Source organism: Caballeronia udeis, assembly GCF_044909315.1.
In the GTDB taxonomy this organism is placed as follows: domain Bacteria; phylum Pseudomonadota; class Gammaproteobacteria; order Burkholderiales; family Burkholderiaceae; genus Caballeronia; species Caballeronia udeis_A.
In genome coordinates, this window is the sequence record NZ_JBIYEB010000031.1 from 13,404 (window position 1) to 29,002 (window position 15,599).

A 15,599-nucleotide genomic window follows, 5' to 3' on the forward strand; every position below is an offset into this window, starting at 1 on the left:
TTCGCGGGCGGCATCCGTGGTCCGCGAACACACCCGCCGCAAGCGTCACATCTTGATGACATCCATGACGGTCTTCTTCTTGTCCTTGAACTCATAGATCGTGACGGCTGCATCCTTGAGATCACCATGCGGATCGAACGCAATGCGGCCGATCACGCCGTCATATTGAGTCGATGGCATCGCGGCGAGCACTTTGCTGCGGTCTGTCGAGTCCGCGCGTTTCATCGCGTTGTAGATGACATAGACGGCGTCATAGGTGAACGGCGCGTACGCATCGATCGGCGTATTGAAACGTGCCATGTAGCGTTTTTCGAAGTCCTGTCCCTTGGGCATCTTCGAGAGCGCGAGGCCCGCCTCCGAGCACGTCACGTTGCCAATAGCGTCACCGGCCAGATCGATCATCTTCTCCGTGCATGCGCCGTCGCCGCCGAGCACCTTCGCTGTTATCCCGAGATTGCCCGCCTGCTTGGCCAACGGCCCGGCGGTGGCGTCCGAGCCGCCGTACATGATGACGTCGGGACGCAAGCCTTTTATCTTCGTCAGGATTGCGCGGAAATCGGTTGCCTTGTCGTTGGTCTGTTCGCGCGTGACGATCGCGCTGCCTTTCGCTTTCGCAGCCTTTTCGAATTCATCGGCGAGTCCCTGGCCGTAGGCGGTGGAGTCGTCAATGATCGCAATCCGCTTCGCGTGCAGCGAGTCGAGCGCGTAATGGGCGAGTGCCGGTCCCTGAAGCGCGTCGGTAGCGACTACGCGAAACGTGGTCTTGTAACCCTGCAGCGTGTACGTGGGGTTGGTCGAACCTTGCGAAATCTGCACAATGCCTGCTTCGCTGTAGATCTTCGACGCGGGGATGGAGACGCCCGAGTTGATGTCGCCCACGACAGCCACCACGCCGTCATCCACCAGCTTCTGGGCGACCTGCGTGCCGGTACGCGGATCGGCGGCATCGTCTTGGGAGTCGAGCTGGAACCTGACCGGCTTGCCGCCGATCACCGGGTGCTGGCTGTTGATCTCGTCGATCGCCAGCCGGGCGGCATTTTCGCTGTCCTTGCCCATGTGGGAAAGCTGCCCGGTCAGCGGTGCCGCGTGGCCGATCAGGACGACGGCCGGGTCGGCGGCGTAGCTTTGTCCACTGACAATCAGAAGAACCGCGGCGGCGAGGGCGCAGCAAGCGGGACGCGAAAAACGGAGCGGGGCGGAGGAGGTCACGGGCGGATCCTTGGGGCTTGGAGAGTGAGCGCGGGGCGTCCATCGAATGCGATTCCGCAACACGGACGGCGAATGTGGCTCAGTATTCAAACGCCAATTTGCGCCGTCCAACGACTAATTGTGTTGGACGGCAATAAACAAATCTAATGCCTCGCCGTCATTCAACATGGGCGAGCGTGTCGACCATGTAGCGGTGCCGAAGGCTGCGTCCAAGTACCGGATCATGCAGTTCGAGCTCGTAGCCCGCTGCTGCGCCTAGTTCGCCGAGCACGGCTTGCGTGCCGCAGAACATCGCCGATCCGGGCGGCATGGCGGTCGCGCCGAAACCTCGTTTAATCAGCTCGTCCGGACGCAGCAAACGGGCGAGCGTGCCTTCCTGGTACAGCGCGGGGGCGGCATCGCCCTCGATTCGCCAACTGCGCGCGATCAGCGAATCCCAGTGCGGGGCGATATCTGCATAACGCCAGAGCGCGGCGCTCACCGGCTTGGCGCACATCTGCTTCGACACGGCGACGTCGTAGCTTTCCACCCGGCGGTCCGTATGATCGGACCCTATGCCGACCAGCAAACCGTCGCGCGCGCTCTGGATCAGCACGACTTCGACCTCGCCGGATGAGTGCGTGCCCACAACATGGATTGCGCCGTCGGTCGTCAGCAAGGCGGGCGAGACCATGTAGAAAGTGGGCACCGACGCCGGGCGTTTGACGCCGAGCGCTTCCAGTTCGCGGATATGGTGCTCGACGTCGTGCGCGTCACGCCCCGCCCAGCCGGCGATGACCAGGCGGCTCACCAAAACTTCGATATCGACGCCGCTATCTATCCTGCATTCAAGTGTCTTCATCGAAATCTTTCACCGGGTGGATTCAATGAATGACAGTCTTGAAGAAGGGTGTGCCGATGTCCAACAAGTAAATGTGGGCCCACGTGCTCACTTTTTCTTGTCACGCGGGAATTCTTCCGGCGATAAACTGACGCAATGATTCGGTCGATGCCCGCCGCTTCGCCAGCTTCCTCAGCTTTGTTACACAACGCATCAGCCGGGGTGCGCCATGAATGTCCGCTTTCTCGAAACGTTTGTATGGCTCGCCAAGCTGCGCAACTTCCGGATGACGGCCGAGCACCTGCACGCCACCCAGGCCGCCATTTCCAGCCGGATTTCTGCCCTGGAGCAGGAGTTTGGCGTGCGTCTGTTCGACCGTGGGCCCCGTGATGTGACGCTGACGCAGGAAGGCACCAAGGCGCTTGTTTTCGCGGAGCAGATCCTGAAGCTGAACCGCGACATGCTCGCGAGCGTCAGCGACCGTTCCAAGGTCGCGGGGCTGCTGCGGCTGGGTGTGATCGAGTCGGTCGTGCATACCTGGCTGCCGGATCTGCTGAAGCGGGTAAGGGAGGAGTACCCGAACCTGACGATCGAACTCACGTCGGACACCACGGCCAATCTTTCCGGGCATCTCGTCAACGGCAACGTCGACGTCGCGTTGCTGACCACGAATGTGACCGGCAGCGACGCAGTCAACATTCCGCTTGGGACGCTCCCCATGCGATGGGTGGCGAGTCCCTCGCTCAACCTCTCGGCTGAAGCGCTCTCCGAGGCGGAACTGGCCGCGTTTCCCATCGTCAGTTTTGCGCGGCACTCGGCGCCGCATGGCTTCCTCACCGAGTTGTTCGCGGCCAGCGGCGAGACCACCGTTCAGATCAACTGCGTCTCGTCCGTGGCCGCGATCATTCGCCTTGTCGTCGACGGGTTCGGCATAGCCGTGCTGCCAAGCGCATTTGTCATGCACGAGTTGCAGTCGGGGCGGCTGCAATTGCTGCAGGTGACGCACCGCGTTCCGGCGCTCCCGCTCGTTGCCGCGTTCAGGCGCAGCCCGGACAGCCTGCTGTGCGAATCCATCACACGGCTTGCATTGCAGGTCGTACGCGATTTCAGCCTCGCCAACGGCCCCGAGTTCGCGCTGTTTCCCAACCCGGGTGATCAGCCGGTTTCATCATCAACCCTTCACGCCTTGCCGAAAAATGCCGACTGATTCCTACCCCTCGCTCACGATTCAACCGCTCAGCGCCGAGGCCTTCAACGCCTATGGCTGGATGCTGGGCAAACCGCTTAAACGCGATGGCCACGCTCCCGCGTACACCAGCCCGGCCTCGGATTTCTGGCGCGAACATCTCTTCGATACCGGCGCGGCGGGGGAAACCGAAGTCCTGTGGGTCAAGTACAGGAACGCCGACGAAACGGTCGCAAGCCTCGAAGCCCATTGGCTCACGCAGCAAGCCATCGTGCCGCTGACCGGGCCTGTCATCCAGATCGTCGCAACGAGCACGGAGGGCGGCCAACCCGACATGGAATCGCTGCGCGCGTTCTGGGTGCCGCAAGGTGAGGGTGTCTGCATGCGGCCACACTGCTGGCACGCAACGCGGGTACTTCAACCACACGGCGAGTCGACATGCCTGATGCTTACCCGTCGCTCCACGACCTACGACCTGGTGGTCCATCTGGAGACCGGAGCGCCCGCGTGCGAGAGCGCAATCAAGCCGATTCCGACACATCGGTTGGCGGGCCTGTCGGATAACCGCTAGCCAGGACCCATACAGGTCTGCGTCAGCCCCTCAAGCCCGCTTCAGCCTCTCGGGCTTTTCCATCGCCGCCAATTGTTCGTCATGGGTTTTGCGTAGCACCTCAACGAACTCCAGCGTCAAACGCGCCCGTGGCTGATGCGGCGGAAATAGCAGATAGGTCGGAAACACGACCGCCGGCGTGAACGGCCGGATCACGATATTGGGACCTGCAAAATCCTGCGCAACAATGGGATGCGCCAGCGTCACGCCCATGCCGCAGCGAACCATCTCGCAACAGATCGCGGAGTACTGCGCTTCGATCGCGAGCACCCGTTCGACTCCCGCGCGTTCGAACGCCTCGTCCATCTGCGCGCGCGTGCCGTCGCCGTGGCACAAGGATACAAACCGCTCGCCCTCGAGATCCTTGGGTTTGAGCGTCGCTTTCTTCGCTAGCCGATGACCTGCCGGCAATACACATACCGCCGCCACCTTCGATAACAACTCGATCTCGCAGTTGGACGCTTCGCTGGTATAAACCGCGACCCCGAGATCGCAGAACTGCGAACTCGTCCAATGATTGACGGTGCCTGAGGTGTTCACGTGCAACGAGATGGTGACTTCAGGGTGCAAGGCCTGGAAGCGCTGGATTGCATGCGGCACGAGGGTCAATCCCGCTGACGGCATTGCTGCGATGCGCAATCGCCCGGTCCCCAGGTTCTTGATCTGCGCTGCGGCATTCGTCAGCCCCTGCAGACCCACATACGCGCGTTCCACCTCGCGAAAAAACGCATTACCTTCGCTCGTGGGAATCAGCCGGACGCCGCTGCGCAGGAACAGCAGCAAGCCGGTCTCGCGTTCCAGTTGCGTGATCAGGCGGCTGATATTAGGTTGTGATGTGAACAATTCCTTGGCCGCCGCGGTCATGGAACCCGCCAGCATGACTGCCCGGAACGCCTCAATGTGCTTAAGATTCATTGAATGAAACCCATATCAGCCCTGTATAGCTAGTTATTTTATTCGTATTGGACGATATGCCTTGCGGCGAACAGAATAATTTCACTTGGGGGCACCCTTCCGCAAGCGTCCGACCCTGCACAGTCTGGAGAATCGCACATGAAACAACTGCAGCAAAGCCATTGCTCGTCGTCTTCTCGTTCGTATCTGCGGCCCCTGCTGGCCGCGCTCGGCTGCGCCGGGGCGTTGTCCGCATCGCTTCTGGCGCAGGCTGAAACCACGCTGTATGTGGCGAACGTCGGCGGGTCGAACGAGACCATGTATCGCGAGAAGATTATCCCGCCGTTCGAGAAGGCGCACGACGTCAAGATCGTCTACGTTGCGGGTAATTCCAGCGACACGCTCGCGAAATTACAGGCGCAGAAAGGGCACCAGCAGATCAACGTCGCTGTGATGGATGACGGCCCGATGTACCAGGCGATGCAGATGGGTTTGTGCGCGAAGGTCGAGGAAGCACCGGTGATGAAGGATCTATATCCGCTCGCGCGGCTAGGTCCCACGGCGGTGGGTGTCGGTATGGTCGCAACCGGGATTGGCTACAACGCGGATGCCTTCAAGAAGATGGGCCTGCCCCCGCCGGATTCCTGGAGCGTGCTGTACGACAAGCGCCTGAAGGGCAAGCTCGGTATGCCGCCTATCACCAACACTTACGGCCTGCATACGCTGGTGATGCTGGCGCGCTTGAACGGCGGCGGCGAGAAGAATATCGACCCGGGGTTTACCGCCATGTCCAAACAGGTGGCGCCCGATGTGCTGTCGTGGGCGCCGACTCCGGGAGAGATGGACGGCTTGATGCAAAGCGGCGATGTGATCCTCGCGCCGTATGGGAGCGGCCGTGCCGTTGCGCTGCAAAATACGGGTTTCCCGCTGAAGTTCTTCTATCCGAAAGAAGGCGGCGTCGCGCTGCAGGTCGGCGCTTGCGCGGTGGCGGAGAACGCGCAGCCCGCGTTGTCGCAGCAGTTCATCCAGTACTTGCTGAGCCCGCAAGTGCAGATGATCCAGGCGCAGGCGATTGGCCTCGGCCCGGTCAACAAGACCGTGCAACTGACGCCGGAAGTGGCGGCGCGCGTGCCGTATGGTCCTGATCAGATTTCGAAGCTTGTTGCAGTGGACTGGACGACAATCAACCAGCACCGGACCGAGTGGACCGAACGCTGGAATCGCAGCGTGGAGCGGTGAGCTTCACAGACCGGACAGACCGACCGCCGACTTCAACCCACGGACGCACATGAGCTTTCTGACTCTCAAAGGCATCTCGAAGCGCTACGGCGACTTCACCGCTATCGAACAGATCGACCTTGACGTTGAGCGTGGTGAGTTCCTGTCGCTGCTCGGTCCATCCGGTTGCGGCAAGACCACGACCCTGCAGATGATCGCGGGTTTTGTCACGCCGAGCACCGGCACCATCCTGCTCGACGGCCGCGACATCACGCATGAGCGGCCGGAGAAACGCGGCATGGGCGTCGTGTTCCAGAGCTACGCGTTGTTCCCGCATATGACGGTGAACGGCAACGTCGGCTTTGGCCTCGAGATGCGCAACATGAAACGCGCGGCACGCGCCGAACGCGTGGCCGAAGCCCTCGACCTGGTGCGCCTGAGCGGACTCGGTGCGCGTTATCCGAAGGAGTTGTCGGGCGGTCAGCGGCAACGCGTCGCCATTGCGCGTGCGCTTGCAATGCGCCCCGAACTGCTGCTGCTCGACGAACCGATGTCCAATCTCGACGCGAAACTGCGCGAGGAAATGCACATCGAATTGCGGTCGATCCAGAAGCGCCTGGGTATCACGACCATTCTTGTCACGCACGATCAGGTCGAAGCCATGACCATGAGCGATCGCATTGCGGTGATGCATCGCGGCGTGATCGCGCAACTGAGCACGCCGTTCGAAGCGTACGAACGGCCGGAGACACCGTTTGCATCGGCATTTCTTGGCAAGACCAACCTGCTGCCCGGCGCGGTATTGCGCCTCAACGCACGCTGCGCTGAAGTCGATGTTGCGGGCACCACGCTCAAGGTGCCGCACGAAGGCCGCGATGTGCAGGGCGAGGTGAACGTGTATATCCGCCCGGAGAAGGTCCATCTCGCGACTCTGGATACAGCAGCTGTTCGCGCCACCGGCCGGATTACCACGCGCGTATTCACCGGCAACCAGTGGCTTCTGCTGATCGATACCGGTCTTGGGCAACTGAGCGTGGCCCAGCCGAACAACGGCGCGCCGCCGCCGGATGAAGGCGCGCAGGTTGGCGTGGCGTGGTCGGACGACGACTTGCGTGTGCTTCAGCGGGAGGGACTTCATGGCCACGCTTGATAACGAGCGCCCCGGCGTAACGCCGTGGCTCCTGTCCGCCCCCGCGTTGCTGTTGTTCGGCAGCCTGCTGCTGGTGCCGTTGCTGTTGACGCTGGTGTTGTCCTTCCACGTTTTCAGCGACAGCCAGGGCACGCTTGCGACCTACACGCTGCGCAACTACCTTGAAGTCATCACGGATCCCTACTACGGCGCCATCTTCGCTCGCACCGCAGGAATGGCGTTCGCGGTGACCTTCCTCTGCATTTTGCTTGGCGTGCCCGAGACCATCGTGCTTGCGCGCATGAAGCGGCCATGGCAGTCCGTCTGCCTGCTCGTCGTGCTTGGTCCGCTGCTGATATCGGTCGTCGTGCGCACGCTCGGCTGGCAGATCCTGCTTGGTAATAACGGTGTGCTCAACAATGCGTTGCAGGCGCTTCACATCACGTCGGAACCTATCCGCCTCGTGTTCACCATGACCGGGGTTGTGATCGCGCTGACGCACGTGCTGGTGCCCTTCATGGTGATGTCGGTGTGGGCGACACTGCAGAAGCTCGACCCGCAGGTGGAATGGGCCGGCCGGTCCATGGGCGCATCGCCGTTCCGCGTATTCCGGCGCGTCGTGCTGCCGCAGATCCTGCCGGGCATCCTGTCTGGATCGATCATTGTGTTTGCGCTGTCCGCATCGGCATTTGCTACGCCATCGTTGATCGGCGGGCGGCGTCTCAAGGTGGTCGCGACCGCTGCATACGACGAGTTTCTCGGTACGCTGAACTGGCCTTTGGGAGCGACAATCGCTGTCCTGCTGCTGATCGCCAACGTGGCAATCGTGCTGGGCTGCAGTCGTTTGGCTGAGCGTCGTTTCAAGCACATCTTCGACTGAACCGGGAGACGCCATGAAACAAAACGGATTCCTGGGCCTGTTGTTCAACGTGCTGTTTCTCACGTTTATCGCCGCGCCTTTGGTCGTGGTGATCGCGGTCTCGTTCACCAACAAGGGCTTCATCTCGCTGCCGTTCGATGGCGCGTCGCTGCGCTGGTTCAAGGCGATCCTGGACAACGACCAGATCGTCGATGCCTTCTGGCTCTCGGTGCGTCTCGCGCTGGTGGCGGCGACAGCCGGGGTCGCGCTCGCGTTGCCGGCGGCGCTGGCCATCGCCCGTTATCGCTTCCCGGGCCGCGCCGCGCTGACCGGCTTCTTCCTCTCGCCCATGATGATCCCCGCCGTCGTGCTCGGCATCGCGTTCCTGCGATTCCTGAGCTTGCTCGGGCTTGGCGGTTCGTTCTGGGCGCTGTGCGCGACGCACGTGATCATCGTGTTGCCGTATGCGTTGAGGCTCGCGTTGTCATCGGCTATTGGCCTTGATCGCGATGCCGAACGCGCGGCGCTGTCGTGCGGCGCCAGCCGCTTCACCGCCTTTCGCCGCGTCGTGCTGCCGATGATCCGCACCGGTGTCGCTGGCGGCTGGGTGCTGTCGTTCATCCAGAGCTTCGACGAACTCACGATGACCATTTTTGTCGCGACGCCCGGCACGACCACGCTGCCCGTCGCGATGTACAACCAGATCGCGCAGACGATCGATCCACTGGTGGCCTCCGTGTCGACCGTGTTGATCGTCGGCACAATAGTTCTGATGCTGGTGCTCGACCGGATGGTGGGTCTGGACCGCGTCCTGATTGGAGAAACACGATGAGAGGTCATTCAGTCGACAGTCCCGACGTGCTGGTGGTCGGGGGTGGGCTGGTAGGAACCGCGGTGGCCTACGGGCTGGCGCGCGAGGGAGCGAAGGTCACGGTGCTGGACCAGGGCGATGGCGGTTTTCGCGCATCGCGTGGCAATTTCGGACTGGTATGGGTGCAGGGCAAGGGCTATGGTTTGACACCCTATGCACGCTGGTCGCGTAGTTCGTCGCGGCTGTGGCCGGGACTCGCTGCGGCGTTGCTGGAAGAAACCGGGATTGATGTATCGCTGAAGCAGCCGGGTGGTTTCCACCTGTGTTTCTCCGACGAAGAGATGGCCGAGCGCGAGAAGCGCCTGTCCACGCTGCAGGCAGAACTGGGCGGCGAGTATCCCTATCAACTGCTCGACGCGCAGGAGTTGCGCGAACGCCTGCCCGCCGTCGGACCTGAAGTGATCGGCGCAAGTTATACGCCCATGGACGGTCACGTGAATCCGCTCAAGCTGCTGCGCGCGCTGCACGACGCCATCCAGCGGCGCGGCGTGAAACTGATCAGCGGTCAAGACATCGGGCGCATTGTTCCCGAGACCAACGGTTTCGCCGTGCATGGCAAGAACGCCGTGTGGCGTGCACCGAAGGTCGTGCTGTCAGCAGGCCTTGGCAACCGTGCGCTCAGCGCCCAGGTGGGCCTGCACGCGCCGGTTGCGCCGAATCGCGGACAGGTGCTGGTCAGTGAACGGGTCTCGCCGTTCCTGCATTACCCGACCATCAATGTGCGCCAGACCGATGAAGGCTCGGTGCAGTTCGGCGACTCAATGGAGGAGGTCGGCTACAACGACTTCACGAGTGTCGATGTGCTGTCGACCATCGCGCGGCGCGGTGTGCGTGCGTTTCCGCTGTTGAAGAACGTGCGGCTGGTACGCACGTGGGCCGCGCTACGTGTGTACAGCCCGGACGGTTTCCCGATCTACGAGCAGTCGCTGCAGTATCCGGGCGCGTTCGTCGTCACGTGTCACAGCGGTGTGACGCTCGCGGCAGCGCATGCCATGCGCATTGCTCCGTGGATCACGGGCGGACCGATCCCCGATGAACTCGCCGCGTTCCGGGGCGGCCGTTTTCTCGCCGCCGATCGCGCGACCAGCCATGCTCATTAGCCGTTTCAACGTATCGCTTGCATGGGCTTCGGCATCAGGGGCGGCTTGCCGCCGCCCTTACCGTTTCTCCGCGATGCGTCTTGAACGCCGACATCCCGCTTTGCTTCGACCTGTCCGACTATGACTTCAAAACCACTATTCAGAGTGCTCTCCCCAGCCGCCGGCACCGATGCTCAGGCCGAGGCCACCACTATCCAGATCTGGTTCAACGACCAGCCGCTCAGCGTACCGGGCGGACGCTCGGTTGCCGCCGCATTGTTGGCCGCCGGCGTTCAGCGGTTTCGCGCGACGCCGGTGTCCGGTGCGCCACGTGCGCCGTATTGCATGATGGGCGCGTGTTTCGAATGCCTGGTCGAGATCGACGGCATGCCGAGCCGCCAGAGTTGTCTCGTCACGGTGCAGGACGGCATGCGTATTCATTCGCAAGAGGGAGCGCGCGATCTGCCGCCGTTTTCGGATGTGAACCCCCTGGAGAACGCTCATGGCCGTTGATATTGTCGATGTCGCCGTGATCGGTGCCGGACCTGCCGGGCTCGCTGCCGCAACCCAGGCTGCGAGAGCGGGCTTGTCCGTGGTCCTGCTCGATGAGCAGGAAGCGGTGGGCGGCCAGATCTATCGCGCGATCGAACGAAGCGACACGCAACGCCGCACCATCCTCGGCCCGGACTATACCGCCGGTGCGGCGTTGGCGAGCGAGTTTGCACGCTCGGGCGCGCGTTATGTGCCGAACGCATCGGTCTGGCAAGTCACGCGCGAGCGCTCGGTGCACTACCTGAAGGACGGCAAGGTAAGCAGCTTCGAGGCCCGGCGCGTGGTGCTCGCGACCGGCGCGCTGGAAAGGCCCTTCCCGATTCCCGGCTGGACCCTGCCCGGCGTGATGACCGCCGGCGCCGCGCAGATCCTGCTGAAAAGCGCGGGTGAGGCGCCGGCCGAACCGCCGATACTCGTCGGCTGCGGACCGCTGCTTTACCTGCTCGGATGGCAGTATGTTCGCGCGGGTGTACCCATTCGCGCACTGGTGGACACCACGCGTCACGAGGATCGCTGGCGCGCCAAGCGGCACATGTTGTCCGCCTTGCGTGCGTGGCCGTATCTGAGCAAGGGCCTGCAGTTGATGCGCACTTTGCGCGAGGCGGGCGTGCCGATGCACGAAGCCGCCGACGACCTGCGGGTGGAAAGCGGTATCGATGAAGACGGTTCCGAGCGGGCACGGGCTTTAAATTTCTCGGTACGCGGCGTGTCGCATCGGATCGAAGCCAACGTGATCCTGCTGCATCAGGGCGTGGTGCCGAATACGCAGTTCACGCTTTCGCTCAGGGCGGCGCATAAGTGGGACGACGCGCAGTTATGCTTCGCGCCCGTCACCGATCAATGGGGCGAGCTGGATGTCCCGGGCATCTTCGTCGCGGGCGATGGTGGCGGCATTGGCGGCGCGCAGGCGGCAGAGACGCAAGGCGAGGTGACGGCGCTGGCGATTGCCGCGCAGCTTGGCGCAATTGATACCGCCGCGCGCGATCGCAGCGCCGCACCGCTGCTTCGCCGCCTGGCGGAGGTCATGCGCATTCGTCCGTTCCTCGACAGTCTTTATCGTCCGCGCGACGAAAACCGCGTGCCGAAGGACGAGGTCATTGTGTGCCGCTGCGAGGAAGTGACGGCTGGTGAACTCCGGAATTTCGTGAAGCTCGGCTGTCTCGGACCGAACCAGGCGAAGTCCTTCGGCCGATGCGGCATGGGCCCATGCCAAGGTCGCCTGTGTGGATTGACCGTCACGGAAATTATTGCGGATGCGCGCAGCGTGGCTCCCGAGACTGTGGGCTACTACCGCATCCGTCCGCCGATCAAACCGCTCACGCTCGGAGAACTGGCCGGTGAATAAGCCCGTAGCCAATGAGTCGGACGTGCTGATTATTGGCGGTGGGCTGCATGGATCGAGCAGCGCATTCCATATCGCACGCCGCGGCGCGAGCGTGACCGTGCTGGAAGCCGATTACGTCGGTCGCCATGCATCGGGCGTCAATGCAGGCGGCGTGCGCACGCTCGGACGGCCATTGCCCGAGATTCCACTGGCGCTGATGTCGCGGGAAATCTGGCACAACATTGTCGATACGATCGGTGACGATTGCGGTTTCGTGGCGTCGGGCCAGTTGAAGATTGCGGAGACCGAAGCCGAACTCGATGAATGCCGCGAACGTGTCGCGCTGCTTGAGGCGCATGGTTTCACGCATGAGAAAATCATCGACCGCGAGACCTTGCTTGAACTGGAGCCGGCGCTTACGCCGCATGTGACCGGCGGCATCTGGGTCGAACGCGATGGTTACGCGTTGCCGTTCAGGACGACCACTGCGTTCCGGCTGGCAGCAGAGCGTCATGGGGCGGTGTTCCATGAAGGCACACCGGTCACGCGCATTGAACAGAAGGGCGAGCGCTGGTTCGCGCATACGCCGTCCGGAGTTTTCTCGGCTGCGAAGCTGGTGGTCACGGCCGGGGCATGGGCGGGCGAACTCTCGCAGCAAGTGGGCGAGCCCGTGCCGGTGTATCCGGAAGGGCTGATGCTGATGGTCACGCATCGGGCCGCACCGTTCTGCCGCGCAACGCTGGGCGCAACCGGGAGGCCTCTTTCCTTCAAGCAATTCGATAACGGCACGGTCGTGATTGGCGGCAAACTGATCGGAATCGCGGATTTGCCGGGACGTCATGGCGAAGTCGATTTCGCGCGGCTGGTCAAGAGCGCGAATACGGTTGTCGATCTGTTTCCGCATTTGCACAATCTCGGGATCAACCGGGCATGGGCGGGTGTGGAAGCCTTTACCGACGACTCGCTGCCCGTGATCTCGGCCAGCCGGCGTGCGTCCAACCTGACCTATTCGTTCGGATATTGCGGCAGCGGGTTTCAGCTTGGACCGGCGTGCGGGAAGCTGGTCTCCGAGCTGGTGCTGGACGGCGTAGCGTCGTTGCCGCTGGATGCATTTGCCATCGACCGGTTCAAGGATGTTGCGGCAGCATAGAGATGACACATGTTTGTGCCATGCTGATTGATGGTTATTTTAAATAAACAAGGAATACTTATGAATAATATCGTCAGGTTCGAAACCAATCAACGGATGAGCCGCGTGGTGAAGGCTGCAGGGCTGGTGTTTGTCGGCGGACAAACGTCGAATGACCGCACGCTTGATGTGAAGGGACAGACGCAGCAGGTTCTTGCGAAGATCGATGGTTATCTCGCGCAGGCGGGTATTGATAAAACGCGGCTGGTCTCTGCGCAAGTCTGGTTGGCGGACATTGGCCGCGACTTCGCGGGCATGAACGAAGTGTGGGACGCTTGGGTCGCGCCGGGTTGCGCACCGACACGCGCGACGGTGGAGTCGAAGCTGGCCGCGCCGGATCTGCTGGTTGAGATCACGGTGATAGCGCTGGCGTGATTTTGTGGGGTGAAGGTCGGAGCCTGAGCCGATGCTGAATTCAGCGGCGATCGCTCCGTCCGTTTAAACCGTCGCTCATTTGTTCACCGCACCATAGCCGAACGCATGGCCACGGCGATATCGCTCGCCACCGATACAAGAGCCCGACTATGCGCCTTCACCAGCGCGTCGTAGCCGGGCCCATCCGCGGCTTCATGTACAACGGAGCGCCCGCTTATCCTCTCTCCTCGATTAGGCGGACGCACCGACCAGATCACAGCCAGCGTCACTGCGCCGCTCGCCGACGCGTCGAAGCCCTGCACATCAACCGAGACGCGGTAGGCGTTGTCGTCCACACGTTGCGGGTAAGTGGACACTATCGCGCCCGGTATAAACTGCTCGAGGTCCGCCGCTAATACGCGGGAGATCTGGCTCTTCAGCGGTTCGGCCCAACGAGCGAACTCATCGATAGACACGCGGTTCGCATCCACCTTGGTGACTATTTGCGACCGGTCGATCAGTTCAGGGACCGTAACCGGATCAATAACAATAGTCACCTGCGCAACCTTTGGCGGCTGTTCGACCACCGGAACAGCGCTCAACGTATAGAACTTCGATTCGGGCGATGTCGCGCATCCCGGCAAAAAACTCAACGCAATCACGCTCAAAGACAGCAAGAAAAATCGCATCACTTGTCCCCTGTCTTGCCACGGATCAGCGCTTCCGGATGGCGTTCGAGATACTCCGCAAGCGAACGGAACGAGGCGGCGGTCCGTGACAATTCGCGCATGGTGTCGGTGGTGCTTTGCTGCATTGGCGAGTCGCTTTGCAACGCGCGATTGGCCGACGTGAGCGCTTCGCGGGCCGCGGCCAGCGTCGCTTTTGCTTCAGGCGCCAGATCGGTATTGATCGTATTGACCAGCACGTCCGCGTCACTCAGCGTCTTGCGCAGGTCGTTGCTGATTCCTTCGAACGGAATCTTGTTGAGCTTGGCGACAAGACTCGTGACGGAGTCCTGCAAACCCTGCAGATTGCCCGGCACCGTCGGCAATTGGGGTGTCTTTTTACTCCAGTCCACGGTCGCCTTGGGAGCCGCGGGGAAGAAATCGATCGCCACATACAGTTGTCCGGTAAGCAGGCTCGCGGTCCTCAACTGCGCCCTCAGCCCTTTCGATACCAGGAAGTCCGCGAACTCTTTTCGTTCCGCCGGAATACGCGCGCTGCGGTTTTCCGAGTCGTCGCTCTCGATCAAACGCTCGGGAAAAATGCTCACCTCGACGGGGATATTGAATTCCTTGTTCACCCTGTCGAAGTGCGTTTTGATCGCGGAGACCTCGCCAATCACGATCCCCCGGAAGTCGATGGGCGCACCGACGGCCAACCCGCGCACGGACTCCTTGAAGTTCAGCACGTATTTATCGACGATTGCGTCATGCCGTTTCATGGCCTCGGCCCGATCGGAGAACAACGCGTACGGGTGCTGTGCATCCGCTTCAAGCTTGGTGGTGCTGTCGGGCGGATCCTCGAAGGCGAGGCCGCCTATCAGGATGGAAACCAGTGACTCGGTGTTGATCTTCACGCCGGTCGTGTCCAACGACACATCAACGCCGCTTGCATGCCAGAAGCGCGTGTCGTTCGTCACGTACTTGTCGTAAGGCGCATTGACGAACACGTGCAAGGTCATTCCCTTGCCATCGGGATCAAGCGCGTACGAAACAATCTGGCCCACCTGAAGCCGCCTGAAGAAGACCGGCGAACCTATGTCGAGCGATCCCAGGTTTTCGCTTTTAAGCACGAACTCGCGTCCCGGCGCACCGGATGCAAGGACGGGCGGCGTCTCGAGTCCGACAAAGTCGCTACGGGACTCTTTTGCCGTGCCAACGTCCATGCCAATGTGCGAACCGGATAACAACGTCCCTATGCCCGACACGGTGCCGCCGGAGATGCGCGGTCGGACGACCCAGAAGCGGGTATCGTCAACCAGCATGCTGGACGCGTTGCGGGACATCTCTGCACTAGCCAGCACCGTCTTGTGATCGTCCGAGAGCGCCACGCTCTTGATCGTGCCAATATCCACGTTCTTGAACTTGATCTTCGTCTTGCCCGCCTCGATTCCTTCGCCGGTCGAAAAGCTGATGGTGATGGTCGGGCCTTTTTGCATGATGGATTGCACCGCCAGCCAGCCGGCAATCAGCACGGCGACAAGCGGCACCAACCACACAAGCTGCACGCGCCACTTCGACCGTCCGGATGCCGCTGCTATGGGAAAAACGGGCACGTCCCCTCGATCCTCCTCTCCCGCCAC

The 15,599-nt window shown here is 61.9% G+C and carries 16 protein-coding genes; 11 read left to right on the plus strand and 5 right to left on the minus strand.

Annotation, left to right across the window (positions count from 1 at the left end; translation table 11 throughout):
- Nucleotides 1–45: 45 nt before the first annotated feature.
- Together ABH944_RS35300 and ABH944_RS35305 are read right to left on the minus strand one after the other, a co-directional pair.
- The gene (locus ABH944_RS35300; protein WP_404612339.1) at nucleotides 46–1,143 is read right to left on the minus strand and encodes a branched-chain amino acid ABC transporter substrate-binding protein; all 1,098 of its coding nucleotides are present in this window, start codon (nucleotides 1,141–1,143) and stop codon (nucleotides 46–48) included.
- A 223-nt stretch (nucleotides 1,144–1,366) separates the two neighbouring features.
- Nucleotides 1,367–2,050: a DUF2848 domain-containing protein gene (locus ABH944_RS35305; RefSeq protein ID WP_404612306.1), complete on the minus strand. Its 684-nt coding sequence runs from the start codon at nucleotides 2,048–2,050 to the stop codon at nucleotides 1,367–1,369.
- A gap of 208 nt (nucleotides 2,051–2,258) precedes the next feature.
- On the opposite strand from ABH944_RS35305, the gene ABH944_RS35310 reads away from it, so the two are divergent.
- Together ABH944_RS35310 and ABH944_RS35315 are read left to right on the plus strand one after the other, a co-directional pair.
- Nucleotides 2,259–3,236 carry a LysR family transcriptional regulator gene (locus ABH944_RS35310; protein ID WP_404612305.1) on the plus strand — a complete coding sequence of 326 codons (978 nt, stop codon included), beginning with the start codon at nucleotides 2,259–2,261 and terminating at the stop codon, nucleotides 3,234–3,236.
- The gene (locus ABH944_RS35315) at nucleotides 3,226–3,786 is read left to right on the plus strand and encodes an ureidoglycolate lyase (protein WP_404612303.1); all 561 of its coding nucleotides are present in this window, start codon (nucleotides 3,226–3,228) and stop codon (nucleotides 3,784–3,786) included. The genes ABH944_RS35310 and ABH944_RS35315 overlap by 11 nt, the downstream gene beginning before the upstream one ends.
- Before the next feature lie 30 nt (nucleotides 3,787–3,816).
- Here ABH944_RS35315 and ABH944_RS35320 read toward each other — a convergent pair whose 3' ends face one another.
- Entirely contained in the window at nucleotides 3,817–4,740 is a 924-nt protein-coding gene (locus ABH944_RS35320; RefSeq protein ID WP_404612301.1) for a LysR substrate-binding domain-containing protein, read from the minus strand.
- A gap of 138 nt (nucleotides 4,741–4,878) precedes the next feature.
- Here ABH944_RS35320 and ABH944_RS35325 point away from each other — a divergent pair, with 138 nt between their 5' ends.
- The 9 genes from ABH944_RS35325 to ABH944_RS35365 all read left to right on the plus strand — a co-directional run bounded on the left by ABH944_RS35325 (nucleotide 4,879) and on the right by ABH944_RS35365 (nucleotide 13,315).
- Nucleotides 4,879–5,958: an ABC transporter substrate-binding protein gene (locus ABH944_RS35325; protein ID WP_404612299.1), complete on the plus strand. Its 1,080-nt coding sequence runs from the start codon at nucleotides 4,879–4,881 to the stop codon at nucleotides 5,956–5,958.
- A 49-nt stretch (nucleotides 5,959–6,007) separates the two neighbouring features.
- Complete coding sequence (locus ABH944_RS35330) at nucleotides 6,008–7,087, plus strand: ABC transporter ATP-binding protein (protein ID WP_404612297.1); 1,080 nt, start codon at nucleotides 6,008–6,010, stop codon at nucleotides 7,085–7,087.
- Entirely contained in the window at nucleotides 7,074–7,946 is an 873-nt protein-coding gene (locus ABH944_RS35335) for an ABC transporter permease (RefSeq protein ID WP_404612295.1), read from the plus strand. The genes ABH944_RS35330 and ABH944_RS35335 overlap by 14 nt, the downstream gene beginning before the upstream one ends.
- A 13-nt stretch (nucleotides 7,947–7,959) precedes the next feature.
- The gene (locus ABH944_RS35340; RefSeq protein WP_404612293.1) at nucleotides 7,960–8,757 is read left to right on the plus strand and encodes an ABC transporter permease; all 798 of its coding nucleotides are present in this window, start codon (nucleotides 7,960–7,962) and stop codon (nucleotides 8,755–8,757) included.
- Entirely contained in the window at nucleotides 8,754–9,896 is a 1,143-nt protein-coding gene (locus ABH944_RS35345; RefSeq protein WP_404612291.1) for an NAD(P)/FAD-dependent oxidoreductase, read from the plus strand. The genes ABH944_RS35340 and ABH944_RS35345 overlap by 4 nt, the downstream gene beginning before the upstream one ends.
- 120 nt (nucleotides 9,897–10,016) lie before the next feature.
- The gene (locus tag ABH944_RS35350) at nucleotides 10,017–10,388 is read left to right on the plus strand and encodes a (2Fe-2S)-binding protein (RefSeq protein WP_404612289.1); all 372 of its coding nucleotides are present in this window, start codon (nucleotides 10,017–10,019) and stop codon (nucleotides 10,386–10,388) included.
- The gene (locus ABH944_RS35355; RefSeq protein WP_404612288.1) at nucleotides 10,378–11,772 is read left to right on the plus strand and encodes an FAD/NAD(P)-dependent oxidoreductase; all 1,395 of its coding nucleotides are present in this window, start codon (nucleotides 10,378–10,380) and stop codon (nucleotides 11,770–11,772) included. Before ABH944_RS35350 ends, ABH944_RS35355 begins: the two co-directional genes overlap by 11 nt.
- Nucleotides 11,765–12,901, plus strand: coding sequence for an NAD(P)/FAD-dependent oxidoreductase (locus ABH944_RS35360; RefSeq protein WP_404612286.1), 1,137 nt, complete (start codon nucleotides 11,765–11,767; stop codon nucleotides 12,899–12,901). Before ABH944_RS35355 ends, ABH944_RS35360 begins: the two co-directional genes overlap by 8 nt.
- 60 nt (nucleotides 12,902–12,961) lie before the next feature.
- Nucleotides 12,962–13,315 carry a RidA family protein gene (locus ABH944_RS35365; RefSeq protein ID WP_404612284.1) on the plus strand — a complete coding sequence of 118 codons (354 nt, stop codon included), beginning with the start codon at nucleotides 12,962–12,964 and terminating at the stop codon, nucleotides 13,313–13,315.
- 83 nt (nucleotides 13,316–13,398) lie between these two features.
- On the opposite strand, the gene ABH944_RS35370 is transcribed toward ABH944_RS35365, so the two are convergent.
- Together ABH944_RS35370 and ABH944_RS35375 are read right to left on the minus strand one after the other, a co-directional pair.
- Nucleotides 13,399–13,983: a PqiC family protein gene (locus ABH944_RS35370; RefSeq protein ID WP_404612283.1), complete on the minus strand. Its 585-nt coding sequence runs from the start codon at nucleotides 13,981–13,983 to the stop codon at nucleotides 13,399–13,401.
- The gene (locus ABH944_RS35375) at nucleotides 13,983–15,599 is read right to left on the minus strand and encodes a PqiB family protein (RefSeq protein ID WP_404612337.1); all 1,617 of its coding nucleotides are present in this window, start codon (nucleotides 15,597–15,599) and stop codon (nucleotides 13,983–13,985) included. Before ABH944_RS35375 ends, ABH944_RS35370 begins: the two co-directional genes overlap by 1 nt.